Consider the following 22,999-nt stretch of genomic DNA (forward strand, 5'->3'; position numbering starts at 1 on the left):
CGTCACACCTGAGCAATCACGAAGATCCGCCTGAACGGGAACCACGTCGTGCCGTCGGCTCGCCGCGGGTAGGCCTCGCGCAGCTGCGGTGCCAGCTCCGCGACGTACGCGTCGTAGTCCGAAGAGGACAGCGCGGCCCGCACCGGCCGCAACGCCGTGCCGGAGACCCACTCCAGCACGGGGTCCGCGCCGGAGAGCCGCTGCACGTACGTGGTTTCCCAGGCGTCCACGGAGGAGCAGCCGGCCAGCAGCTCGGCGTACTCGACCGGCTGCAGCACCGGCTGCTCGGCCCGGAAGACGTGCGCCAGCCGCTCGCCCGCAACCTCCCGGATCAACCGGTGCGAGGCGTCGGCGTAGTTGCCGGGCACCTGGAACGCGAGCCACGCCCCCTCGGGCAGCACGGCCGCCCACCTCTGCGCGATCACGGGGTGTGACGCAATCCACTGGAGCACCGCGTTGGACACCACGACGTCGGTGTCGGGCGGCGGCTCCCAGGTCGTGACGTCGTCCACCCGCGCGTCCACACCGGCCCGCCGCGCGGCCTCGACCATCTCCGGCGACGAGTCGAACGCCTCGACCACGGCGCCCGGCCACCGCTCGCGCAGCGACACCGTCAGGTTGCCGGGGCCGCAGCCCACGTCGACCACGCGCCGCGGCGACTCCGCCCGCACGCGCGCCAGGAGCTCGTAGAACGGCCGCGCCCGGTGATCGGCGAAGGCCAGGTACTGCGCCGGATCCCACATGCCGCTTACAGTACACGCGTACTGCTAGCGCGCCAGCCCCGCGTGAGCAGCGCTAACGCGGCTGCTTCTGGACGAACGCCGTCACCGCCGCCCGCACCGCCGCCTCGTCCACCCCGGCGTCACCGCGGGCCTGCCACACCGACCCGTCCCGTCCCGGGACCTTCCGCTGCAGGACCCACACCCCGGGCGGGTCCACGCGTTCCCGGTGCCGGATCGACCCCTCGACCCGCTGCGAGATCGCGCGCATCACCCGGCCGGGTTCCTCCAGCGCGAACCGTTGCGGCGCAAGGTCTTCCAGCAGCACCACGGACTCGACGACGTCGGCTTCGCGGGCCTCCACGACCCGCAGCGAGCTCTCCCACTTCACCTTGCTGACCAGGTGCCAGCCGATCCGCCGCGGTCCCGGCACCCACAGCCCCAGCGACGTCACGACGAGGTGCCCGCCACCGGTGACGGCGGCCCACGCCACCACGGTCTCCTCGGGCTCCAACGTCCCGTCGAACCCGTCCGGCGCTCCGGAGCCGAACAACCGCTTCCACAAGCCCATCTACAGCACCCCGGCGCTCTGCTGCAGCAGTGCCTTGCGGTACTCCTCCAGCGCCACGAGGTCGCCCCACAGCGCCCGGTACTCGTCGGCGTCCTTGATCGGGGACAGGCGTCGCAGCCGCGACTTCACGTCCTCGATCTGCTTGCTCACCTGCACCTCCTGCAGGCGCGCGATGACCATCGACACGTAGCGGAACTCGTCGTCCTGCTTGACCGCCAGCGGTTCCACGGCCAGCTCCGTCAGCACCGACCGCACCGACGCGTGCGAGCAGTTCTGCGAGATCGCGTCCAGGTACGCCGTGCCCGCCAGACCGGACGAGGCGCCGCCGGCCGCGCGGATCGCGCGGTGCAGAGCCACGTAGGCCGGGTCGGTGAACGCCTCGTCGGGCAGCGAGTCGTACAGCGGGCCCGCGTACTCGGGCAGCCGCAGCGCCACCTTCAGCACCTCGCGTTCGGGCACCAGGCGGGGATCGCGCGGGTTCGGGCGCGCGGGGCCGTCGACGTCGACGGACAGCGCCATCTGGTTCGGGTCCGCGCGCGGCGCCACGGCCGGGGCCTTGCCGCCCGCGACCTGGCGCACCCGGCGCACGACCATGGCCTCGTCGTCCCAGCCCACCCACCAGGCCAGGCGCGTGGCGTAGCCGTCGCGCTTGGCGCGGTCCTTGATCTGCGCGACGAACGGCACCATCTTCTTCAGCGCCTCCACGCGGCCGTCTACCGAGTCGAGGTCGTAGGAGCGCAGCTGGGCCTTGATGGCGAACTCGATCAACGGCGTGCGGCGGGCCACCAGGTCGCGCACGGCCACGTCGCCCTTGGCCTGCCGCAGCTCGCACGGGTCCATGCCGTCGGGCGCCACCGCGATGTAGGTCTGCGCGGAGAACTGCTGCTCGCCCTCGAACGCCTTCAGCGCCGCCTTCTGGCCGGCCTCGTCGCCGTCGAAGGTGAAGATGACCTCGCCGTTCACGTCGTCGTCGATCAGCAGCCTGCGCAGCACGTTCATGTGGTCGGTGCCGAACGCCGTGCCGCACGAGGCGACCGCGGTCGGGACGCCGGCCAGGTGCATGGCCATCACGTCGGTGTAGCCCTCGACGATCACGGCCTGCTTGCGCTTGGCGATCTCCCGCTTGGCCTGGTCGAGGCCGAACAGCACCTGCGACTTCTTGTAGATCATCGACTCGCTGGTGTTGAGGTACTTCGCCTGGATCGGGTCGTCGTCGAAGATCCGCCGCGCGCCGAAGCCGACGACCTCGCCGCCGATGTCCCTGATCGGCCACAGCAGCCGCCGGTGGAACCGGTCGATCGGGCCCTGGCGACCCTCCTTGACCAGCTGCGACTTGATCAGCTCCGCCAGCTCGAAGCCGCGGCCCAGCAGGTGTTTGGTGAGCTTGTCCCAGCCGCCGGGGGCGTAGCCGCAGCCGAACTGGCGCGCCGCTGCCTCGTCGAACCCGCGCTCGGCGAGGAACTCGCGCGCCGGCTGGGCCTCGGGCGTCGCGAGCTGCTCCGCGTACCACTCGGCGGCCGCCTTGTGCGCCTCGATGAGCCGGCTGCGCGTGCCCCGGTCGCGCTGGATCGTGTTGCCGCCGCCCTCGTAGGTGAGCTGGATGCCCGCCCGGTCGGCGAGCCGCTCGACGGCCTCCACGAACGACAGGTGCTCGACCTTCATCACGAAGGCGATCACGTCGCCGCCCTCGCCGCAGCCGAAGCAGTGGAACGTGCCGTGCGACGGGCGCACGTTGAACGACGGCGTCTTCTCGTCGTGGAAGGGGCACAGGCCCTTCAACGCTCCCCCGCCGGCCCGCTTGAGCGACACCTGGTCGCCCACGACCTCGTCGATGCGGCTGCGTTCACGCACCAACGCGATGTCGCTTTCCCTGATGCGTCCTGCCACACCCCGAGTCTACGGCCTGCCGAAATCCGGCAGTGGCAGACTGCACCCCGTGACCGCGGCCGACGTCTTCGCACTGCACCGCACGCACCTGATCGGCGTGGCCTACCGGCTGACCGGCAGCGTCGCCGACGCCGAGGACGCGGTGCAGGAGGCGTGGCCGAAGTTCGCCAAGGCCGTGGGTCTGGACGACGCCCGCGCGTGGCTCACCACCGTCGTGAGCCGCATCTGCCTGGACCGGCTGCGGTCGGCGGCCGTGCGCCGGGAGACGTACGTGGGCTCGTGGCTGCCCGAGCCGCTGCTCACGACCGGTGAGGCGGACGACCCGCTGGCGTCGGTCGTGCAGGCGGACGGCGTGCGCATGGCCGCGCTCGTGGTGCTCGACCGGCTCACGCCCGACCAGCGCGTGGCGTTCGTGCTGCACGACGCGTTCTCCCTGCCGTTCAGCGAGATCGCCGACGTGCTCGGCGTCTCGGAGGCCTCCGCTCGCCAGCACGCCTCCCGTGCGCGCAAGGCCGTGGCCGGTGCCGAACCGCCGCCCCGCTCGGCGCTCGCCGAGCAGCAGGAGGTGCTGGAGAAGTTCCTGCACGCCATGTCGAGCGGTGACATCGACGCCGTCTTGGGCCTGCTGCACCCGCAGGCGGTCATGGTCGGCGACGGCGGCGGCAAGGCGCGCACCGCGGTCCACACGGTCACCGGCGCGGAGAAGATCGCCCGCTTCTTCTTCGGCCTCATGCGCAAGTACGGCTTCGACCGGGACGGCATGCCGGAGCTGCGGCCCACGCTCGTCAACGGCGAGCTGGGGGTGGTCATGGCCACGACGGGCGAGGCGTCCCGGCGCGTGATCACCATGGCCGTGCACGACGGCAAGGTGCACGCGGTCTACGACATGGCGAACCCGGACAAGCTCGCCCACGTGGTGTTCTGACCGCGTTTTTTGGTCTGGACCACAACTGGTCCCTGGATCGTTTCGCCGCTTACGTTCGGACGAGTTGGCCAGCCCAAGCCCCCCTGCCGCGGGTTGCAACCACCGGAGTCCGAACATGCCCGAACACGACGAGATCCCCACCCGCCGGGCGTTCCTGGCGACCGCCACCAGCGCGGCCGCCGTGGTCGCACTGACCGCCGCCGGCACCACGACGGCGCGCAGCGCCCCTCTTCCCCTGACCCCGACCTGCGTCGATGACGACGACACCCCGTCGAACATCGAAGGCCCCTACTTCAAGCGCAACTCCCCGCAGCGCACGAACCTGCGCACGCCCGGTGTCACCGGGATCGTGCTGAGCCTCACCGGGTTCGTGTACACGATGAAGTGCGCGCCGATCCAGAACGCCCTGCTGGACTTCTGGCAGGCCGACGACCGCGGCGTGTACGACAACACGACCTTCAAGATGCGCGGCCACCAGTTCACGAACGCCTCCGGCGCCTACGTGCTGGAGACGATCATCCCGAAGGACTACCCCGGCCGGACCCCGCACATCCACGTGAAGGTGCAGGCCCGCGGCGGCCCGATCCTCACCACGCAGCTGTTCTTCCCGGACAACCTGCGGGCGTACGGGATGAACGTGGCCTGGCTGAACCGGCGCGACGCCTACCTCGACCGCGAGTGCGAGGTCGCGCTCGGGCCGCTGGTGGGCAACCGGTACACCGCCAAGTTCGACTTCGTCGTCGAAGGCTGACGATGTGGCCGCACGGGTGATCACCACCGCATCCGCAGCACCTTCCCGACGTCGCGGAGCTTCGGGATCGCGCTGACGAGCTTCAGCTGGACCCTGCCGGACCTGGGCAACGCGCCCAGGTGCGGCAGGTCCACGCTGCGCAGCGCGTCCACCGTGGTCAGTCCGGGGTGCAGCGCCTCGACCTCGCGCGGGTCGTCGACGCCCCAGTGCAACGTCGCCCCGGCGTTGCGCACGGCCGGGACGAGCCGCTGGAGCTTGATCCCCCACGTGCCGTAGACGTCGAACAGCAGCTCGCCGGTCTCGAACCGCTCGGTGACGCGCCGGACCAGCGCGTGCCCCTCGGCACGGGTGAGGTACATCGACAGGCCCTCGAACACGACGACGACCGGGCGGGCCGGCGACACGGCGTCGAGCCACCCGTCGTCGGTGACCGACCCGGCGACGAGCCGGTACTCGCCGGTCGGCACCGGCAGCAGCTTGTGCCGCAACGCCACCACGTCCGGCAGGTCGACGTCCACCCACCGCACGGTGTCGGGCCGGTCCAGCCGGTGCACGCGCGTGTCGAGGCCGCACGCGAGGTGCAGGACGGTGCACGACGGGGTGCGCCGGAGGAAGTCGGCGGTCCAGTCGTCGAGCACCTTCGCCCTGATGGCGACGCCGACGGCGCTGGTGGTGGTCATGCCGGTCCTGGTGAAGTCGTAGTCGATCCGGTCGACCGCGCGGCGGGCCTCCACGTCGTGCAGCACGGAGGCCGCCCGCTCGCTGTCCAGGGCCCTGCCGTACAGCGTGGCGAGCATGGTCTCCTGCGCACCGGTGAGCGTGATCTTCTCCACGTCTCCCAGTGTGCCGGGGTCCGGCAGGCGTCCCCACCGGCGAACCCCCTTGGTCCTCGTCCTGGCCGGTGGACGGGGCAGCTCCGCGGAATGTGACACCTTTGGGTGACTGGGTCGTGGACCTGGCAGCTCATAGGGTCCAGTTCATGAGCAACGACTTCGTGCTGGACATCGACCACGAGTCGGCCGGCCTGCTGGCGGGAACGCTGCTGGCGGGCGACTCGTGCGCGGTCCCGGTGCGGCACCAGAACGTCCGCCTGCTGCTGTGCGCGCTGCCCGGCGAGGACGGGATGCGGCTCTTCCTGCGGCGCAACACCCCGAACTAGCGGTCGTAGACGGCCACGTACTCCATGAGGAGGTCGCGGGAGCGTTCGTTGTCGAGCGCCACGTCGTGCAACCGGCGGAAGGCGCACACGCACCGTTCGACGGTCGCGGTGTCGCTGGCCGTGACCCAGTTCGCCAGGTAGACGAGCGGAGGTTCGTGGGCGTACTGGATGAGCGCCACGTCGGTCCCGATGGCCGCTGCCCCGCCCGCACTGGCCGGCACGACCCTGATCGACGGGGCGTGGAACAGCAGGTGCAGGACCTGGTCCTCCATCAGCCGGTTGCCGCCGACGACGGTGCGCAGCGCGTACTCGTGGATGAAGAAGACGCAGTGCGGCAGCACGCCGTCGCGCAGCAGCTCCGGCGTGGGTGCGAGCCCGAGCGCGGCCGTCAGCGCCTTCGAGTAGCACTCGGTGCGCAGCAGGACCGGGATGGTGACGCCGCTGAAGCAGGTGATCCGCGTGGCGCCCGCGGCCGCGAGCACGACGTACTGCTCACCGGCACCGTGCTGGGTCATGCCAGAACGGTAAGGGCAAGATCATGATCTCGCCGCGCGAAACGCTCGCCCTACAGGGCGAATGGTGCCCACGGGTGGCTGGTCAGGGACGGGCGACCTGCGCGAGGAAGTAGACGGCGCCGGACCGCGCGTTGCGGACGGCGAGCAGGAACGGCCGGTCGACGGTCACCACGACCGGGTCGGACGGGATCTCGAAGGACACCGTGCGGAACGTGACCGCGGTCGCCGCGGCGCCTTCGAGGCCTTCCTCGTCCAGGCGCAGCACCGCCTCGTGCACCACGTCGTCGACGAACATCCGCTCGTCCGGGGAGAGCCCGGAGAAGTCGGCCTCGCGCGTGAACATGCGCTCGACGCCGAGCCGCCGCAGCGTTCCCTTGAGGTTGAACCGCGCCCGGACGTCCACTTTGGGCAGTGAGAGCTCGAGGCGCACGTGGCTGCCCGCGGTGAGCACGGACGGGTCGAGCGGCTGGTCGAGCGAGGTGTCCGGCAGCAGGACCACGGTCTCGATCCCGGAGTCGGCGGGCAGCGCGATCGACTGCCAGCCGCCCTGGTGGGCGTAGCGGAACTTCTCGGTGACCCGCATGGTCGGCACGTCGACGTCGCCGCCGGGTGCGTGGAACGGGCGCTGCTCGGTGTCGGCCTCGGGGAACGCGTTCAGCCAGCCGGTCTTGAGGTACAGGGCGTTGACGATGATCGCGGCGGCGTCCGCGGGCGGTGGTGCGGCGAGCAGCTCGGGGATCAGGCCGCGGGTGGTCTCGGCGACGTCGGTGTTGACGAGCTTGCGCACGGTCTGCGGGTCGGAGAACGCGGTGCGGCGCACCGAGTCCGCCAGCGGGAAGGCCGGGTCGACCGTCAGGTCGTCGTCGGCCCACAGGGTGTTCGCGACGGACAGCTCCGGCACGTCGAGCGAGTCGGCGTCGGAGAAGTCCCCGAGCAGCGCGTCGAGCTCGGTGCGGGTCGGCCCTGCGGCGGCCGCGCGGGCCAGCGCGAGCGCGCTGGCCACGGAGAACGGCGACCAGCAGGCGGTCTCGGCGGGATCAGGGACGGCGACGCGGTGCAGGTTCAGTGCGAAGTCGGCCTGATCGGTCACGAAGACCCTCCTCCAAGGTGCGCGGACCCGGTGGGTACCCGTCTCCCGTTCCCCCGAAGCTACGCCGATGCGCGGTGCCAGGCCACGGCCTGCGCGTCGGTCAGCAGGGCGACCTGGTCGACCACGACGCGCAGCCGGGCCGCGTCGGTGGTGGCGGCGGCGAACACCGGGCGGAACGCGGGGTCGAGCAGTTCCGGGCGCCGCAGCAGGCGGGTGACGAGCTCGGTGATCAGCTCGCGTTGCGCGGCCTGCATGGCCAGGCGGGCCGGGTCGCTCATGACGTAGCGGACGGCCATCGCCTTGAGCAGCGCCACCTCGGCCGCGACCTGGCCGGGGACCTCCAGCGCGGCCCCGTACCTGGTCAGCGGGCCGTCGCCGTGCACGGCGCGGGTCGCGGTGACGGCGGCGCTCGCGAACCGGCCGACCAGCTCGCTGGTGAGGTTCTTCAACGCGACCTGCGCGCCGAGCGAGCCGTCGTACTCGTGTTCGGTGAAGTACGCGATCACGGGCAGCTCGACGAGCTGCTGCGCGGTGGCCTCCAGCGTGGCGACCGACTCGTCGGAGAACGTCTTCGCGGCCAGCGAGGCGATCGCGGCCCGTTCGTCGGGGCGGGCGAGCGCGGCGAGGCTGATGCGGTGGGCCAGCACGCCGTCCTCGACGTCGTGCACCGAGTACGCGACGTCGTCGGACCAGTCCATCACCTGCGCCTCGATGCACCTCGCCCGGTCCGGTGCGCCCGCGCGCATCCACTCGAACACGTCGAGGTCGTCGTCGTACGCGCCGAACTTCACCACGCCCGGCATGCGCGGCCACGGGTACTTCGTCGCCGCGTCGAGCACCGCGCGCGTGAGGTTGAGGCCGTGCCGCGACTTGGGTTCGAGGCGGGCGAGGATGCGGAACGTCTGCGCGTTCCCCTCAAAACCACCGCACGGGCCCGCGAGCTCGTTCAGCGCCCTCTCGCCGTTGTGCCCGAACGGCGGGTGGCCGATGTCGTGCGCGAGACCGGCCGTGTCGACGATGTCCGGGTCGCAGCCGAGCTCCTCGCCGATGCCGCGGCCGATCTGGGCGACCTCCAGCGAGTGCGTCAGGCGGGTCCGCGGCACACCGGTGACCTCGGAGCCCTCACCAGGGCCGACGACCTGGGTCTTGCCGGCGAGCCTGCGCAGCGCCGCGGAGTGCAGGACGCGGGCGCGGTCGCGGGAGAACGGGGTGCGCTTTTCTGTGCGGGCCCCCGGCAGCGCGGCGCTCTTGGGTCCTTCCGCGAGCAGGCGCTCCGCGTCGTGGCCGGTGTATCCCATCACCCGATCTTAGGGAGCTTGAGCTCGTCGAACACGCCTGCGTGCGCCTTCATCAGCCGGTAGTACAGCAACGCCCCGGTCTCGCGCTTGATGTAGAACAGCTGCGCTTGGCGGGTCTGCACGTTCGGGCCGACCCTGGTCGGCGACGTCCACGCGCGCAGGCCGGCGTCCTCGGCCATCGTGCGGGCGCGCAGCGAGTGCCACGGGTCGCTGACGATCACGGCGGTCTTGAGGTCGCGCTCCTTGGCGACCGACGCGACGGCGCGCAGCGAGCCGAGCGTGTCCGCGCCCTCGCCTACCTGCAGCACCCGGTCCTCGGGAACCCCGCGCTCGACCAGCCACAGCTTGCCGACCTGGCCCTCGGTGAAGTTGTCGCCGGGCTGGCGGCCGCCGGTGGTGGCGATGTACCGGACGACGCCCTCCTGGTAGAGCCCGAGTGCGTGTCCCAGGCGGGCTTCGAGCACGTCGGAGGGCACGCCGTTGTACTGCGCGGCGCCCAGGACGATCGCCATGTCGGCCTTCGTCCAGTCGTCCACCCGCGCGACCTGCCACACGCGGACCGCCGTGCCGCCCACGACCAGCAGCCCGACGACCAGCGCACCGAAGACGAGGCGCAACACGATCCGGCGAATCCTGGCGAGTGGTCTCAGGGTGGTCGTCCGCACACCCAGCATGCTCCCAGACGGCGGGGGTCCCGCGTTGACGCCCCTGCGAGGATCTTCGTCATGCCTGCTGAGCAGCCGACCATCCTCGCGACGTCCGGGGGCTACCGCTCCGGCCGCCGGACCAACCTCGAGTTCAACAAGCTGATCCACTTCGCCCTGGAGCTGTCCGGGGTGCAGGGGCGCAAGCCGCGGTTCTGCCACGTCGGGACAGCGGGCGGCGACCAGCGGGCGATGAACGCCAACGTGGTCGAGGCCGGTGCCGTCGCCGGCGTCGAGGTGTCGGTGCTCAACCTGTTCACGATGCCGCCGACCGACGACCTGGAGTCGTTCGTGCTGGCGCAGGACGTCGTGTGGGTGGGCGGCGGTTCGGTGGCGAACCTGCTCGCGGTGTGGGAGGTGCACGGCCTCGGACCGGTGTTCCGCAAGGCGTGGGAGGCCGGTGTCGTGCTCAGCGGTGTCTCCGCGGGCTCGATCTGCTGGCACACCGGCGGCGCGACCGACTCGTTCGGACCGGACCTGCGCATCGTCACCAACGGCCTCGGCCTGCTGCCCTACGGCAACGGCGTGCACTACGACTCCGAGGAGCAGCGCCGGCCCAAGGTCCACGAGGCGGTGGCCGCGGGCGTGCTGCCGACGACCTACTGCACCGACGACGGCGCCGGGCTGCTCTACCGCGGCACCGAGCTCGTCGAGGCCGTGGCGGAACGTCCCGGCAGCGGCGCGTACGTCGTGACCAGGGACGTTTCTTCAGCAACCGCACAGGAGGAAAAGCTCGACACCCGCCTGCTGTGAGGCACACCTTGGAGGTGTGCGCCGGCTGCTGATCGTCCTCATCGCGGCGGCCGTCTACGTGGTCCCGGACGCCGCGCCCTGCTTCGCCCACGGCCAACCGATATCCGATATATCAGTTTTCCGTGGACCTGATGTACTGGACATCAGCCCGGACTCCGGAGCTACCGGCGATATATCGGATACGGGTTCGTCGGCGATATCCGATATATCAGCAGCTGACATATCGGCGGCGGTAGCTGCGGGCGGTGCGTCTGACGTCGGCGTCGCGGTGCTCGACCTGAAGACGGGTCAGCTCGTCGAGCAGCAGGGCGAGCAGCAGTTCTACTCGGCGTCGTTGTCGAAGCTGCTGCTGGCGGTGGACGCGCTCCAGCAGCCCGTGACCGACGCGGACCGCGAACTGATACATCGCGCGTTGAGCGCGAGCGACGACAGCGCGATGGACGTGCTCTGGACCAGGTTCGACGGCGTGGGCGCCATCGGTCGCGTCGCCGCGGCCGCCGGACTCACCGGCACGCACGCGCCGGACGACCCGTCGCAGTGGGGCGAGGTCGTCATCACGGCCGACGACATGGTGCGGCTCTACCGGTACGTCCTCAGCTCGCCGGTGCGCGACGCGGTCGTCACGGCTCTGTCCGCGGCGCCCGCCACCGCGGCCGACGGCTTCGACCAGGCGTTCGGCCTGCTCGGCGGCACCGGCGCGTACGCCAAGCAGGGCTGGATGTACTACCTGCCCAGCGACGTCTACCTGCACAGCGCCGGCGTGCTCGACGACCGCTACGCCGTCGCCGTCCTCACCACGAGCCCGACCGGGTCCTGGACCACCGCGCGCCAGGCCATCGACGCCGTGACCACCGCGCTGCTCGCGAAGCTCGGCGTCAACGGCTGAGCCGTTCCGGTTCCGGCCAGGGCCGCTTCCCGGTGCACCCGCGCACCACCAGGTGGGCGAGCACGATCCCACCGTGCACGGCGTGCACGTCAACCACCCGCGTCAGCGGCGCCCACCGCCGCCCCGACCCACCCGGCCCACCGTTCCCGGTCGCCCGCCCGAGCGCACAACACCCCCGGACAACGCGAAAGCGGGCCGGGCTCGACGCCCGACCCGCTCCGCGGAACCCGTGTGCGGCTCAGCAGCCGACCAGGCGCGCGGCCAGGTACGACTCCAGCTGGTCCATCGCCACCCGCTCCTGCGACATCGTGTCCCGCTCCCTCACCGTCACGGCGAGGTCGGTGAGCGTGTCGAAGTCGACCGTCACGCAGAACGGCGTGCCGATCTCGTCCTGGCGGCGGTAGCGGCGGCCGATGGCGCCCGCGTCGTCGAAGTCGACGTTCCAGTTGCGGCGCAGGTCCGTCGCGAGGTCACGGGCCTTCGGCGAGAGGTCGGCGTTGCGCGACAACGGCAGCACGGCGACCTTCACCGGTGCGAGCCTGCGGTCGAGCTTCAGCACGACGCGCTTGTCGACACCGCCCTTGGCGTTCGGGGCCTCGTCCTCGGTGTAGGCCTCCAGCAGGAACGCCATCATCGGCCGGCCGACACCCGCCGCGGGCTCGATGACGAACGGCTTGTAGCGCGAGTTCGTGGCCTGGTCGAAGTACGACAGGTCGACACCCGAGGCGTTGGAGTGCGTGGTGAGGTCGAAGTCGGTGCGGTTGGCGATGCCCTCGAGCTCGCCCCACTCCTGGCCGCCGAACTGGAAGCGGTACTCGATGTCGACGGTCCGCTTCGAGTAGTGCGACAGCTTCTCCTTCGGGTGCTCGTAGTGGCGCAGGTTCTCCTTCGACACACCCAGTTCCGTGTACCAGCGGGTGCGCTCGTCGATCCAGTACTGGTGCCACTCCTCGTCCGTGCCGGGCTCGACGAAGAACTCCATCTCCATCTGCTCGAACTCGCGGGTGCGGAAGATGAAGTTGCCCGGCGTGATCTCGTTGCGGAACGACTTGCCGATCTGGCCGATGCCGAACGGCGGCTTCTTGCGCGAGGTCGTCTGCACGTTCAGGAAGTTCGTGAAGATGCCCTGCGCGGTCTCCGGGCGCAGGTAGTGCAGGCCCTCCTCGGTCTCGACCGGACCGAGGTGCGTCTTGAGCAGGCCGTTGAACATCTTCGGCTCGGTGTACTTGCCGCGCACGCCGCAGTTGGGGCACGGCACGTCGGAGACGTCGCCCTCGGCGACCTCCTTGCCGGTGCGCTCGGCGTACTCCTCGGACAGGGTGTCCGCGCGGAACCGCTTGTGGCACGACTCGCACTCGATCAGCGGGTCGACGAACGCCTCGACGTGACCGGAGGCGACCCACACGTCACGCGGCAGGATGACCGACGAGTCCAGGCCGACGACGTCCTCGCGGCCGCGGACCATGAAGTTCCACCACTGGCGCTTGATGTTGTCCTTGAGCTCCACGCCCAGGGGGCCGTAGTCCCACGCCGAGCGGGTACCGCCGTAGATCTCCCCGCACGGGTAGACGAACCCCCTGCGCTTGCAGAGGCTGACAACGGTCTCGATGCGATCGGCGGCCAACTTCGAACTCCAACGGGGGAATGAGAATCGGGGGCCACAGCCTAGCCCGTCACGTCGCGCCCCGAACGGGCGACCGGAGCCTTACCCTGCACGAATGGAAGACCGGCTGCGGGAGCTGTGGGACTTCGCCGACCTCGACGGCACCGAGGCGCGGTTCCGCGCGTTCCTGGAGAACGTGCGCACCGACGACGAGCGGGCGGAGGTGCTGACCCAGCTCGCCCGCGCCGAGGGTTTGCGGGAGAACTTCGCCGCAGGTCACGCGCTCGTGGACGAAGCGGAGGCGCTGATCGCACCCGACTCCACCGGCCGTGTGCGGGTGCTGCTCGAACGCGGCCGGCTGCACCGCTCCGCCGGTGACCCGCAGGCGGCGCAACCGCTGTTCGTGGCGGCGTTCATCCTCGCCAAGACCCGCGGTGACCTGTCGCTGGCCGTGGACGCCGCGCACATGGCGTCGCTGGTCGACGACCCGGAGAAGTGGACGAAGCAGGGCCTGGAGCTGGTCGGGGGCAACCCGGAGCTGGGCCGCTGGCTGGGTCCGCTGCACAACAACCTGGGCTGGTACTACTTCGAGAACGGCCGCTTCGACGAGGCGCTGGAGGCGTTCGAGAAGACGCCGGAGGCGTACGCGGAGAGCGGCAAGGCCAAGACGCTGCACGCGCTGGGCCGCACCGAGGAGGCCGCGGCGGCGGCGCGCAGGGCGCTGGAGCTGCTCCCCCACGACTCGCACGACGAGTGGGTCGAGGAGATGCGGGCTATCGCCGAGGCGTAGCCGGGCCCGCCGCCTCGCCCAGCCGCACCGTGAACGCGTCCTCGGCGAGCAGGCTCGTGTGCTCCTCGACCGCGCCGCCGGTGCTGGTCAGCGTCGGCTCGTACATCGCGGGCTCGTCGGTCAGCGCCTCGGACAGCAACGGCACCACGTGCTCGCGCACCGGGAACGGCGACATCGCCCGCCGGTAGGCGACCACGGACTCGAACTCCACCGTGAGCACCCAGCGGTCGTCCTCGTCGGTGGACCGCGCCAATGTGCCCCTGAGACATCCCGGCTGGGCGGTCAGGAGCTCGAGGGCGCGTCTCACCCGCGCGGTGAACGCCTCTGGGTCGGACACGCGGAACCGGCACACGAGCAGCACGGTGCAAGGATGGCACGGTGAACTCCAAGCGCCCTCTCCTGCCCGGCGACGGCCCGCTCGCCCGCGTGCGCCCGGCGGTGGCGTTCCTCGCCGTGCTCGCCCTGTTCGTCACGGGCGTCCTGGTCGGCGGCACGGTCGGCGCGGTGCTGCTGGGCGTCCTGATCGTCGGTGCCGTCGCCCTCCTGGCCGCCACCTGGAAGGTTCTTTCCCCAGCTCACCGCACGTTGCGCGTGGTGGTCCTGCTGGTACTCGTCCTCATCGCACTAGAATTGGTTCTGAAAATCCCTACCAGGTGAGGTGTGCCGCCATGACCGTCCAGCTGCACGGCGAGCACTCCCCCGAACGCGCGGCCCCCGCACCGCTGCCACCGCGCTCCGCGCAGACCCTGGCCGCGGCCGGCGACCTGCTCCGCGCACTCGCCGCTCCCGTGCGCATCGCCATCGTGCTCCAACTGCAGGAACACGACCGTTGCGTGCACGAGCTGGTCGAGGCGCTGGGCGTCGCGCAGCCGCTCATCAGCCAGCACCTGCGCGTGCTCAAGTCAGCGGGCGTAGTGCACGGCGAACGGCATGGCCGCGAGGTCGTCTATCGGCTCGTGGACGAACACCTGGCGCACATAGTGGTAGACGCTGTGACGCACGTCGAGGAGAAGTTGTGACCGGACTCAGGTCCACCAAGCAGCGCACGGCCGTCTCGAACCTGCTCGACCAGCTCGACGACTTCCGCAGCGCCCAGGAACTGCACGAGGAGCTCCGCCGTCGCGGCGAGGGCATCGGCCTGACCACGGTCTACCGCACCCTGCAGTCGCTGGCCGACGCGGGCCAGGTCGACGTGCTGCGCACGGACACCGGCGAGGCCATCTACCGCCGCTGCTCCGCCCACCACCACCATCACCTGGTGTGCCGCCACTGCGGCCGCACCGTCGAGGTCGAGGGCCCCGCGGTCGAGAAGTGGGCGGACCGGGTGGCGGCGGAGAACGGCTTCTCGGAGGTCTCGCACACCGTCGAGATCTTCGGAACGTGCGCGGAGTGCACCGCCAAGGGCCTCAAGTAGCCCACCGGCCCAGTGCACGCGGGGACCTTTCGTACCGTTGTGGGGTACGAAAGGTCCCCGCGTGCACTCGGGAACGGCCGCTCAGCTCTCGTAGGGCTCGGCCGACTCGCCCACCGGCTTAGTGCACGCGGGGAGCTTTCGTACCGTTGTGGGGTACGAAGGGTCCCCGCGTGCACGCGGGAACGGACGGTCAGGACTCGTAGGGCTCGGCTGGCTCGGCGATCGGGTCGGACGACTCCACGGTGAAGCTCGGCACCCACGACGTCTGCTCCGACGCCGACTTCGGCACCACCCGGCCGGTCACCTCGACCCACTGCTCGTCGGGCAGCGCCGGCACGTCGCCGAGCAGCTTCACCTTGAGCGGGCGGGCGTCGGCGGCGCAGCACGAGATCGCGATGCGGGCCACGTACGTCGAGCCCTCCGCGCGGGTCAGGAAGCCGGTGAGCTTGACCTTGCGGCCGTCGAGCGTGCCGGACTCGTCCCACGCCGTGCGGGTGATGAACTCGGTCATCGACAGCGGGATGACGTCACCGGAGGGCAGCTCGCCGAGCAGGTTGCGGGCGCGCTGCGTCTGGTTGGTGTCGGCGGCAGAGCCCACGACGTCACCGCCCAGCGCGGGAGGCGAGATCAGGAACACGGCGAGCACCGGCAGCAGCAACAGCCACGTCGAACGCGACGAGTGCTCGTGACCGTGTTCGGCGTGGTCGTGGTCCGCGGCCTCGACCGGCCTGGCCGCGCGGATGTCGCGGACGATCGCGAACAGCGCCAGGCCGATCATGATCACGCCGCCCGCGATCAGCAGGGGCAGCAGGCCCGGCTTCACGTAGCGCAGGTACAGGCCCGAGAAGCTGATCTTCAGCAGCGCACCGCCGAGCAGGACCAGCAGGATGTTCTGGGTTTCCCGCCTCACAGCAGCACCACCCCGGTCAGGACCGCGCACAAGATCGCCACCACGAAGGTAGCGGGTGCGAAGCGGAAGGCGAAGGACCTGCCGAACGCACCCGCCTGCAGGGCGATCAGCTTCACGTCGACGGCGGGGCCGACGACCAGGAACACCAGGCGCGGCAGCAGCGGCAGCGCGGAGAACGCGACGGCCACGAACGCGTCGGCCTCCGAGCACAGCGCCAGCACGACCGCCAGGACTGCCATGACCAGCACGCCCAGCACGATCTGGCCGCCGATGGTCTCCATCCAGGCCACCGGCACGAACGTCTTGAACGCCGCCGCGAACAGGCCGCCGAGCACGAGGAACCCGCCGGCGTCGACCAGGTCGTGCCGCGCGCTCTCGGCGAAAACGGTCCACCTGTTGGCGCCGGTGTTGTCCTTCATACGGGCCAGCGCCCGCTCCGCGATCCACTCGGCCTTGCCGAAGCGGACCCACAGCCAGCCCATGACCATCGCCGTGAGCAGCGAGCCGGCGAACCGCGCGACGACCATCATCGGGGTGTCGTTGAACGCCACCGCCGTCGAGACCAGCACGATCGGGTTCACGGCGGGGGCCGCGAGCAGGAACGTCAGCGCCACCGCGGGTGCCACGCCCTGCTGCATGAGCCGCCGCGCCACCGGCACCGACGCGCACTCGCAGCCCGGCAGCGCCACGCCCGCGACACCCGCGACCGGGACCGCCAGCGCCGTCTTCGACGGCAGCGCCCTGCGCAGCACCGAGGCCGGGACGAACGCCGCGATCGCGCCCGAGATCAGCACGCCCAGCACCAGGAACGGCATGGCCTGCACGCAGATGGCGACGAACACCGTCGAGGCGGTGCGCAGCTTCGGCACGTCGAGCAGGTCGACGAGCCGGGACTGGAAGAGCAGTGCGAGGACGAGCACCCCGCACAGCACCTCCAACGACGTGATCTTCAGCCGAGGCGGGCCGGAGCGGCGCTTCGGCGAGCGGATCTCGCCGGTGATCGTCATTCCGCGTCCAGCAGCCTGCGGTAGGTGCGCTCCATGCCCGCGCGGACCTCCTCGGGCGAGGGCGGCTCCGCGAACTCGGCCTCCTCCTCGACGAGCTCCTCGTCGTCGAAGTCGACCGCGGTGCCGTTGACGGTGTCGTCCTCGGCCTCGTCCTCCTCGGCCGCGGCTTCACGCAGGTCCTCGATCGTCGCGATGACGTCGGCCGCGCTCAGCGCCGGCAGCATCGGTGCGACGACGGCCAGCACGCCGCCCTCGGTGTCGTCGAGCGCCACGGCCTCGGCCAGCGCCACCGCGTGGTCGCGCTCGTAGGGCCCGCAGATGAAGGAGTCCCACTCCTCCCCGCCGGACGGCTCGAACGTCACCGTCCACGGGAACTCGTTGACCTCGGAGTCCTCTTCCGGCTCGTAAATGATCACGCCACCCATGGAAGGGGTTCCTTTCTGAAAAGCTAGGAGAAGCGGGACAGCAGCTCGCCGCGCACCTGCGACGCGGTCGAGACGACGAGCATGAGCAGCGTGCTCAGCGGCTCGGGCTTGAGCCCGTCCGCCGGGAACGCGTACCGCAGCATCACGTCGACACCGCGCTGGGACGCGATCACACCGAGCGTGCCGAAGAGACCCTGACCAGCGCGTTCCGCCACCCAGACGGCGGCGTCGGCCGGCAGGTCCCACGCGACGACGCACGTCAGCGAGAGAACGGTCAGGCCGTCGGCCAGCTCCATGCCCTGCACCGCGCACGGCACGTCGCCGTGACGGAAGCTGAGCGCGCCGTCGTCGTCGACCGCGACGTCGTGGAACAGCTCCAGCGCCTTGCGGGCGGACTCCAGGGCGTCACCTGTCGCGTTCACGAGACCTCCGAGTCGGGCTTGTCGACCGCACCACCGAAGCGCCGGTCGCGCTCGGCGAACTTCTCGCAGGCGCGCCACAGGTCGCGGCGGTCGAAGTCGGGCCAGAGGATGTCCTGGAACACCAGCTCGGCGTACGCGGACTGCCAGAGCATGAAGTTCGAGGTGCGCTGCTCGCCGGACGGCCGGATGAACAGGTCCACGTCCGGCATCTCGGGCTGGTACAGGTAGCGGGCGAGGGTCTTCTCGTCGACCTTCTCCGGGTTGAGCTGCCCGGCGGCGACCAGCCGCGCGATCTCGCGGGCGGCGTCACCGATCTCGGCGCGGCCGCCGTAGTTGATGCACATCGCGAGGTTCAGCCGGTCGTTGTCGCGGGTGCGCTCCTCCGCGACCTCCAGCTCCTTGATGACGCTGCGCCACAACCGCGGCCGGCGTCCCGCCCAGCGCACCCGCACGCCCAGCTCGTCGAGCTCGTCGGTGCGGTGGTGGATCACGTCGCGGGAGAAGCCCATCAGGAAGCGGACCTCTTCCGGGCTGCGGCGCCAGTTCTCCGTGGAGAAGGCGTACAACGACAGCCACTTCACACCCATCTCGATCGCGCCCTTGGCGACCTCGACGACGACCTGCTCACCGCGCTTGTGGCCCTCGACCCTGGACAGGCCGCGCTGGTTGGCCCAGCGGCCGTTGCCGTCCATGACGATCGCGATGTGCTTGGGCACGAACTCGGCCGGGATCGCCGGGGGCACAGCGCCGGACGGGTGCGGCTCCGGCGGGCGCGGCACGCGCTTCTCAGCCTCGGCACGACGTCGACGCAGCATTGGACCAGGCATCCTCTCGGGCGAAAACCGTTGTCGGTAGGCGCCACATTAGCCTTCGTCGGCACGGGCCTTGCGCTCGACCAACGGCAACGACCGCAGCTGCCGCTCCAGGTGCCACTGCAGGTGCGCCGCGACCAGCCCACTCGCGTCACGGCGGGCCAGGTGCGGAATCCCGTCGACCACGTCCCACTGCCCGTGCAGCAACGCGGACAGCAACGACAGCGTGTCGCTCGACGGCGACGCGGACCCCGGCGGGCGGCAGTTCGGGCACACCGACCCACCGGCCTGGACGCTGAACGCGCGGTGCGGACCGGGGTCACCGCACTTCGCGCACTCGTTGACCGCGGGCGCCCACCCGGCGAACGACATCGCCCGCATCAGGAACGCGTCCAGGACCAGCGACGGATCGCGCTCAGCCGCCGCCAACGCCCGCAGCGCGCCCGCGACCAGCAGGTACAGCCGCACGGCCGGTTCGCCCTCTTCGGCGGTGAGCCGGTCGGCGGTCTCCAGCACCGCGCACGCGGCCGTGTAGCGCTGGTAGTCGTCCACGATGCCCACGCCGAACGCGTCGAGCGTCTGCACCTGCGTGACGATGTCGAGCGAACGGCCGGGGTGGAACTGCGCGTCGACGTGGCAGAACGGCTCCAGCCGCGCGCCGAACTTCGACGTCGTGCGGCGCACGCCCTTGGCCACGGCGCGCAGCTTGCCGTGCCGCTGGGTCAGGAAGGTGATGATCCGGTCCGCTTCACCGAGCTTCTGCACGCGCAGCACGATCCCGGTGTCGCGGTACAGGTTCGCCATCAGAAGCCCAGGCGGCGCAACTGCTTCGGGTCGCGCTGCCAGTCCTTGGCGATCTTGATGTGCAGGTCCAGGTACACGCGGGTGCCCAGCAGCGCCTCGATCTGCTTGCGCGCGGCCGTGCCGACCTGCTTGAGCCGCTCACCCCGGTGCCCCAGGATGATCGCCTTCTGCGACGGCCGCTCCACGAACACGAACGCGTGGATGTCGATCAGGTCGTCGCGGCCCTCGCGCGGCAGCATCTCCTCGACCACCACGGCGATGGAGTGCGGCAGCTCGTCGCGCACGCCCTCCAGCGCGGCCTCGCGGATCAGCTCGCCGACCAGCGTCTGCTCCGGCTCGTCGGTCAGGTCGCCGTCCGGGTACAGCGGCGGGCCCTCCGGCAGCTTGCCCAGCAGCAGGTCACCGAGCTTGTCGACCTGGAAGCCGTCGACCGCCGACACCGGGATGATCTCGGCGAACTCCATGACCTTCTGCAACGCGAGCAGCTGCTCCACCACCTGCTGCTGCGACACCAGGTCGGTCTTGGTGACGATGCCGACCACCGGCGTGCGCTTCGCGACCTTCTCCAGCTCGGCGGCGATGAACTTGTCGCCCGGCCCGACCTTCTGGTCGGCCGGCACGCAGAAGCCGACCACGTCGACCTCCGACCACGTCTCGCGCACCAGGTCGTTCAGGCGCTGACCCAGCAACGTGCGCGGCCGGTGCAGCCCCGGCGTGTCCACCAGCACCAGCTGGCCGTCCTCGCGGTGCACGATGCCGCGGATCGTGTGCCGGGTCGTCTGCGGCTTGCTCGACGTGATGGCGACCTTCGTGCCCACCAGCGCGTTCGTCAGCGTCGACTTCCCTGCGTTCGGGCGGCCGACGAAGCACGCGAACCCGGAGCGGTAACCATCCATCCCGCCATTGTCCCTGGGACCGGCAACGGGGTTGTCGCCGGTCCCGGGATCTGCTATTCCACGCCGCACACGACCGTCAGGACCAGGCCTTCTGGTGCACCGCGCTGTCGTTGCCGGTCACGAAGGCGTCGATGCGGTTCGGGCCCCACGACACCGCGGCGGCACCGGACGACAGCACCCCGCCGTGCCACTCCCACGCGTGCCAGACCGTGTCGAACGCCTTGTGGTAGAGCGAGTTGTCCGTGCCGCGGGCGAACACGTCGAGCCGGCCGGGCGCCCACGACGCGACACCCGGTGCCTGGTCGATGCCCCCGCCCAGCGACTCCCACGACCCCCACACGCCGTTGTCGGCCCACGTGTGGTGCAGCGAGCTGTCGGCGCCCTTGGCGAACACGTCGACCCGGTTCGCGTCCCACGACACCGCCGCTGGCGTCGAGGCCAGGTCGCCGCCCAGCGCGGTCCAGCCCGACCAGGTGCCGTCGGCGAAGCTCTTCACGTGCAGACCGGTGTCCCCGGCGCCGCCGCGGCCGACGGTGAACAGGTCGAGCCGGCCGGGACCGCGCGACGAGATCGCCGCGCCGTAGCGGTACGTGCCGGTGTCGAGCGTCTCCCACGGGCGCCACACGCCGTCGTAGACCAGCCGCTGCACCCCGCCCGCGGCGTCACCGGCCACCACGTCGATGCGGCCGGGACCCCACGCCACCGCGGACGGCGAGGTCGTGAGGTAGCCGCCGAGCGACTCCCAGTCGTGCCAACGGCCGTTCTCGTACACCCGGTGCCGCAACGCGTAGTCGGTGCCCACGGCGAACACGTCGAGCCGGCCGGGACCCCACGTCGTGACGGCGGGCGTGCCGTACACCTGCCCGCCGTGCCCGGTCCAGTCGCTCCAGGCCGCGTGCGCCACCGGCCCGGACAGGAACAGCGTGCCCGCGGCGATCGCGAGCACGCTGAACAAAGCGGTCAAACGTCTCATCCGCACTTCCCCCTCGTACCAGGCGGGCTCCCCCGCCCACGGGGTCAGCGCACCACGTCCGCGACCTCTCCGGCCGAAGTTGCACGAAAAACCGGCGCAGTTGCCGCGAGATCCCGCACCGCCGCCACGGACGCCTCGTCCAGACCGCCCGCGTCGGTCACCACGACCGCCGCCTCCAAGCCCTCCGCACCGCTCGACACCGCAGCCGCGACGGCCGCCTGCAGAGCGGTGAGCCGCAACGACGGCAACGACACCGTGGACGCGTTGTAGGTGCGCCCGTCCAGGTCGCGGACCGCGGCACCCTCCGCCGCACCGTTGCGCGCACGCACCGACCGCGCGAGCGTGACGAGCTTCGCGTCCTCGGCACCCAGGCCGTCGACACCGGCGTCAGTCATCCTTCTCCTCCTGGTTGGGCAGCGGGCGCACCAGCACCGTGGTGACCCTGATGCGGCCGCGTTCGTCCTTGCCGCCCTCCGCCCGCATGCGCAGACCGGCGATCTCCGCCTCCGTGCCGGGCAGCGGCACCCGGCCCAGGCGCTGCGCGAGCAGGCCGCCGACGGTCTCCACCTCGTGGTCGTCGAGCTCGGTGCCGAACAACGCGTCCAGGTCGTCGACCGGCAGCCGCGCGCTCACCCGCACCGTCCCGTCGGGCAGGTGCTCCACCGGCGGGCGGTCGTCGGTGTCGGACTCGTCGGTGATCTCGCCGACGATCTCCTCGAGGATGTCCTCGATCGTCAGCAGCCCCGCCGTGCCGCCGTACTCGTCGACCACGATCGCCATGTGCCGCCGCGACAGCTGCATCTCCCGCAGCAGGTCCGCGATCGGCTTCGTGTCCGGGATGAAGCTCACCGGCCGCATCAGCTCGGCGACGTGCTCGGGGTTCTCGTCCTCCGCGAGCGTCGCCCGCATCAGGTCCTTGAGGTTCACCACGCCCAGGATGTCGTCGACGCTCTCCCCGATCACCGGCACGCGGGTGTAGCCGGTGCGCAACGACAGCGCGAGCGCCTGCCGCAGCGACTTGGCCTGCTCGATCCACACGATCTCGGTGCGCGGCACCATGATCTCGCGGGCGATCGTGTCACCCAGCTCGAACACCGAGTGGATCATCTCCCGCTCGCCCTCGTCGACCACACCGCGCTCCTGCGCCATGTCGACGAGCTCGCGCAGCTCCACCTCGGAGGAGAACGGGCCCTCGCGGAACCCCTTGCCCGGCGTGATCGCGTTGCCGATCAGGATCAGCAGCTTCGACAACGGCCCCAGCACCCGGCCGAGCTGGCGGACCGTGCCCGCCGCGGCCAAGCTCACGCCGTACGGGTGCTGACGGCCGATCGTGCGCGGCCCGACACCCACCAGCACGTACGACACGACCAGCATGCTCAGGCACGAGTACAGCGCCGCGAGCCAGTCCTCCTCGACGTACTGCAGGAACACGCCCGTGACCAGCACCGTCGCGGACAGCTCGCAGAACAGCCGCAGCAGCAGCAACAGGTTGACGTGCCGCGGCCGGTCGTTGAGCACCTGCAACAGCTGGCCGGTCCCCCACCGGCCCTGCCGTTGCAGTGCTTCCACCCGCGCACTCGACACGGTGCCCAGCGCGGCGTCAGCGCACGCGAACAGGCCCGCGGCGAGCACGAGGACGACGGCCAGCAGCAGGAGACCGGCAGGGCTCTCGCTCATTCTCAGTC

The 22,999-nt window shown here is 71.0% G+C and carries 29 protein-coding genes; 9 read left to right on the plus strand and 20 right to left on the minus strand.

Annotated features, from left to right (window positions below):
- Positions 1 to 2: 2 nt before the first annotated feature.
- From ACZ7CF_RS35900 to dnaG, 3 genes are read right to left on the minus strand one after another with little or no spacing between them, the layout of a single operon-like run.
- Positions 3 to 743, minus strand: a complete 741-nt coding sequence (locus ACZ7CF_RS35900; protein ID WP_470371875.1) for a trans-aconitate 2-methyltransferase — start codon at positions 741 to 743, stop codon at positions 3 to 5.
- Positions 744 to 795: 52 nt separating this feature from the next.
- Positions 796 to 1,290 carry a hypothetical protein gene (locus ACZ7CF_RS35905; protein ID WP_470371876.1) on the minus strand — a complete coding sequence of 165 codons (495 nt, stop codon included), beginning with the start codon at positions 1,288 to 1,290 and terminating at the stop codon, positions 796 to 798.
- Positions 1,291 to 3,177 carry a DNA primase gene (dnaG, locus tag ACZ7CF_RS35910; RefSeq protein WP_360397190.1) on the minus strand — a complete coding sequence of 629 codons (1,887 nt, stop codon included), beginning with the start codon at positions 3,175 to 3,177 and terminating at the stop codon, positions 1,291 to 1,293.
- A gap of 40 nt (positions 3,178 to 3,217) precedes the next feature.
- Between dnaG and ACZ7CF_RS35915 the strand changes: the two genes are divergently transcribed.
- Together ACZ7CF_RS35915 and ACZ7CF_RS35920 are read left to right on the plus strand one after the other, a co-directional pair.
- The gene (locus tag ACZ7CF_RS35915) at positions 3,218 to 4,102 is read left to right on the plus strand and encodes a sigma-70 family RNA polymerase sigma factor (RefSeq protein ID WP_470371898.1); all 885 of its coding nucleotides are present in this window, start codon (positions 3,218 to 3,220) and stop codon (positions 4,100 to 4,102) included.
- A 115-nt stretch (positions 4,103 to 4,217) separates the two neighbouring features.
- Positions 4,218 to 4,853 (plus strand): dioxygenase family protein, encoded by a 636-nt coding sequence (locus ACZ7CF_RS35920; RefSeq protein ID WP_360397188.1) that lies wholly within the window; start codon positions 4,218 to 4,220, stop codon positions 4,851 to 4,853.
- Positions 4,854 to 4,873: 20 nt separating this feature from the next.
- On the opposite strand, the gene ACZ7CF_RS35925 is transcribed toward ACZ7CF_RS35920, so the two are convergent.
- A complete protein-coding gene (locus ACZ7CF_RS35925) occupies positions 4,874 to 5,686 on the minus strand; it encodes a class I SAM-dependent methyltransferase (protein ID WP_360397187.1) in 813 nt (270 codons plus the stop codon).
- A gap of 146 nt (positions 5,687 to 5,832) precedes the next feature.
- Between ACZ7CF_RS35925 and ACZ7CF_RS35930 the strand changes: the two genes are divergently transcribed.
- Positions 5,833 to 6,012 (plus strand): hypothetical protein, encoded by a 180-nt coding sequence (locus ACZ7CF_RS35930; protein WP_030472123.1) that lies wholly within the window; start codon positions 5,833 to 5,835, stop codon positions 6,010 to 6,012.
- Here ACZ7CF_RS35930 and ACZ7CF_RS35935 read toward each other — a convergent pair.
- The 4 genes from ACZ7CF_RS35935 to ACZ7CF_RS35950 form a co-directional block, all read right to left on the minus strand.
- Positions 6,009 to 6,527, minus strand: coding sequence for a Scr1 family TA system antitoxin-like transcriptional regulator (locus ACZ7CF_RS35935; RefSeq protein WP_360397186.1), 519 nt, complete (start codon positions 6,525 to 6,527; stop codon positions 6,009 to 6,011). The genes ACZ7CF_RS35930 and ACZ7CF_RS35935 overlap by 4 nt on opposite strands.
- A gap of 82 nt (positions 6,528 to 6,609) precedes the next feature.
- On the minus strand, positions 6,610 to 7,617 hold the full coding sequence (locus ACZ7CF_RS35940; protein WP_360397185.1) for a serpin family protein: 1,008 nt from the start codon (positions 7,615 to 7,617) through the stop codon (positions 6,610 to 6,612).
- 59 nt (positions 7,618 to 7,676) lie between these two features.
- On the minus strand, positions 7,677 to 8,915 hold the full coding sequence (locus ACZ7CF_RS35945; RefSeq protein ID WP_458433857.1) for a deoxyguanosinetriphosphate triphosphohydrolase: 1,239 nt from the start codon (positions 8,913 to 8,915) through the stop codon (positions 7,677 to 7,679).
- Positions 8,915 to 9,589: a YdcF family protein gene (locus ACZ7CF_RS35950; protein WP_360397183.1), complete on the minus strand. Its 675-nt coding sequence runs from the start codon at positions 9,587 to 9,589 to the stop codon at positions 8,915 to 8,917. The genes ACZ7CF_RS35945 and ACZ7CF_RS35950 overlap by 1 nt, the downstream gene beginning before the upstream one ends.
- Before the next feature lie 51 nt (positions 9,590 to 9,640).
- Here ACZ7CF_RS35950 and ACZ7CF_RS35955 point away from each other — a divergent pair, with 51 nt between their 5' ends.
- Both ACZ7CF_RS35955 and ACZ7CF_RS35960 read left to right on the plus strand, forming a co-directional pair.
- Positions 9,641 to 10,372: a Type 1 glutamine amidotransferase-like domain-containing protein gene (locus tag ACZ7CF_RS35955; RefSeq protein WP_360397182.1), complete on the plus strand. Its 732-nt coding sequence runs from the start codon at positions 9,641 to 9,643 to the stop codon at positions 10,370 to 10,372.
- A 16-nt stretch (positions 10,373 to 10,388) separates the two neighbouring features.
- Positions 10,389 to 11,258 carry a serine hydrolase gene (locus tag ACZ7CF_RS35960; RefSeq protein WP_360397181.1) on the plus strand — a complete coding sequence of 290 codons (870 nt, stop codon included), beginning with the start codon at positions 10,389 to 10,391 and terminating at the stop codon, positions 11,256 to 11,258.
- A 238-nt stretch (positions 11,259 to 11,496) separates the two neighbouring features.
- On the opposite strand, the gene ACZ7CF_RS35965 is transcribed toward ACZ7CF_RS35960, so the two are convergent.
- Entirely contained in the window at positions 11,497 to 12,882 is a 1,386-nt protein-coding gene (locus tag ACZ7CF_RS35965) for a glycine--tRNA ligase (RefSeq protein ID WP_360397180.1), read from the minus strand.
- A gap of 94 nt (positions 12,883 to 12,976) precedes the next feature.
- On the opposite strand from ACZ7CF_RS35965, the gene ACZ7CF_RS35970 reads away from it, so the two are divergent.
- Positions 12,977 to 13,651 (plus strand): tetratricopeptide repeat protein, encoded by a 675-nt coding sequence (locus ACZ7CF_RS35970; protein ID WP_360397179.1) that lies wholly within the window; start codon positions 12,977 to 12,979, stop codon positions 13,649 to 13,651.
- Here the strand turns inward: ACZ7CF_RS35970 and ACZ7CF_RS35975 are convergent.
- Positions 13,635 to 14,012, minus strand: a complete 378-nt coding sequence (locus ACZ7CF_RS35975) for an antibiotic biosynthesis monooxygenase family protein (RefSeq protein WP_360397178.1) — start codon at positions 14,010 to 14,012, stop codon at positions 13,635 to 13,637. The genes ACZ7CF_RS35970 and ACZ7CF_RS35975 overlap by 17 nt on opposite strands.
- 17 nt (positions 14,013 to 14,029) lie before the next feature.
- Between ACZ7CF_RS35975 and ACZ7CF_RS35980 the strand changes: the two genes are divergently transcribed.
- Genes ACZ7CF_RS35980 through ACZ7CF_RS35990 form a run of 3 tightly spaced genes read left to right on the plus strand, consistent with a single transcriptional unit; the run spans position 14,030 to position 15,065 of the window.
- Positions 14,030 to 14,308: a hypothetical protein gene (locus ACZ7CF_RS35980; RefSeq protein ID WP_360397177.1), complete on the plus strand. Its 279-nt coding sequence runs from the start codon at positions 14,030 to 14,032 to the stop codon at positions 14,306 to 14,308.
- A gap of 11 nt (positions 14,309 to 14,319) precedes the next feature.
- Entirely contained in the window at positions 14,320 to 14,670 is a 351-nt protein-coding gene (locus ACZ7CF_RS35985) for an ArsR/SmtB family transcription factor (RefSeq protein ID WP_065913762.1), read from the plus strand.
- Positions 14,667 to 15,065, plus strand: a complete 399-nt coding sequence (locus tag ACZ7CF_RS35990; protein ID WP_360397176.1) for a Fur family transcriptional regulator — start codon at positions 14,667 to 14,669, stop codon at positions 15,063 to 15,065. Before ACZ7CF_RS35985 ends, ACZ7CF_RS35990 begins: the two co-directional genes overlap by 4 nt.
- A 190-nt stretch (positions 15,066 to 15,255) precedes the next feature.
- On the opposite strand, the gene ACZ7CF_RS35995 is transcribed toward ACZ7CF_RS35990, so the two are convergent.
- From ACZ7CF_RS35995 to ACZ7CF_RS36040, 10 genes are all read right to left on the minus strand, one after another.
- Positions 15,256 to 15,975 carry a TIGR03943 family putative permease subunit gene (locus tag ACZ7CF_RS35995; RefSeq protein ID WP_470371877.1) on the minus strand — a complete coding sequence of 240 codons (720 nt, stop codon included), beginning with the start codon at positions 15,973 to 15,975 and terminating at the stop codon, positions 15,256 to 15,258.
- Positions 15,972 to 16,982, minus strand: a complete 1,011-nt coding sequence (locus ACZ7CF_RS36000; protein ID WP_458433862.1) for a permease — start codon at positions 16,980 to 16,982, stop codon at positions 15,972 to 15,974. The genes ACZ7CF_RS35995 and ACZ7CF_RS36000 overlap by 4 nt, the downstream gene beginning before the upstream one ends.
- Positions 16,979 to 17,398 carry a hypothetical protein gene (locus ACZ7CF_RS36005; RefSeq protein ID WP_458433863.1) on the minus strand — a complete coding sequence of 140 codons (420 nt, stop codon included), beginning with the start codon at positions 17,396 to 17,398 and terminating at the stop codon, positions 16,979 to 16,981. The genes ACZ7CF_RS36000 and ACZ7CF_RS36005 overlap by 4 nt, the downstream gene beginning before the upstream one ends.
- Before the next feature lie 32 nt (positions 17,399 to 17,430).
- Positions 17,431 to 17,829: a YbjN domain-containing protein gene (locus tag ACZ7CF_RS36010; RefSeq protein WP_360397172.1), complete on the minus strand. Its 399-nt coding sequence runs from the start codon at positions 17,827 to 17,829 to the stop codon at positions 17,431 to 17,433.
- Positions 17,826 to 18,644 (minus strand): isoprenyl transferase, encoded by an 819-nt coding sequence (locus ACZ7CF_RS36015; RefSeq protein WP_360397171.1) that lies wholly within the window; start codon positions 18,642 to 18,644, stop codon positions 17,826 to 17,828. Before ACZ7CF_RS36015 ends, ACZ7CF_RS36010 begins: the two co-directional genes overlap by 4 nt.
- A gap of 48 nt (positions 18,645 to 18,692) precedes the next feature.
- The gene (gene recO, locus ACZ7CF_RS36020; protein ID WP_360397170.1) at positions 18,693 to 19,445 is read right to left on the minus strand and encodes a DNA repair protein RecO; all 753 of its coding nucleotides are present in this window, start codon (positions 19,443 to 19,445) and stop codon (positions 18,693 to 18,695) included.
- Complete coding sequence (gene era / locus ACZ7CF_RS36025) at positions 19,445 to 20,341, minus strand: GTPase Era (RefSeq protein WP_360397169.1); 897 nt, start codon at positions 20,339 to 20,341, stop codon at positions 19,445 to 19,447. Before era ends, recO begins: the two co-directional genes overlap by 1 nt.
- A gap of 76 nt (positions 20,342 to 20,417) precedes the next feature.
- Positions 20,418 to 21,314 carry a PLL family lectin gene (locus tag ACZ7CF_RS36030; RefSeq protein ID WP_360397168.1) on the minus strand — a complete coding sequence of 299 codons (897 nt, stop codon included), beginning with the start codon at positions 21,312 to 21,314 and terminating at the stop codon, positions 20,418 to 20,420.
- A gap of 44 nt (positions 21,315 to 21,358) precedes the next feature.
- Positions 21,359 to 21,709, minus strand: a complete 351-nt coding sequence (locus tag ACZ7CF_RS36035) for a cytidine deaminase (RefSeq protein WP_360397167.1) — start codon at positions 21,707 to 21,709, stop codon at positions 21,359 to 21,361.
- Complete coding sequence (locus tag ACZ7CF_RS36040; RefSeq protein ID WP_360397166.1) at positions 21,702 to 22,991, minus strand: hemolysin family protein; 1,290 nt, start codon at positions 22,989 to 22,991, stop codon at positions 21,702 to 21,704. The genes ACZ7CF_RS36035 and ACZ7CF_RS36040 overlap by 8 nt, the downstream gene beginning before the upstream one ends.
- Positions 22,992 to 22,999 lie beyond the last annotated feature (8 nt).

Source organism: Lentzea sp. NPDC036955 (assembly GCF_055608005.1).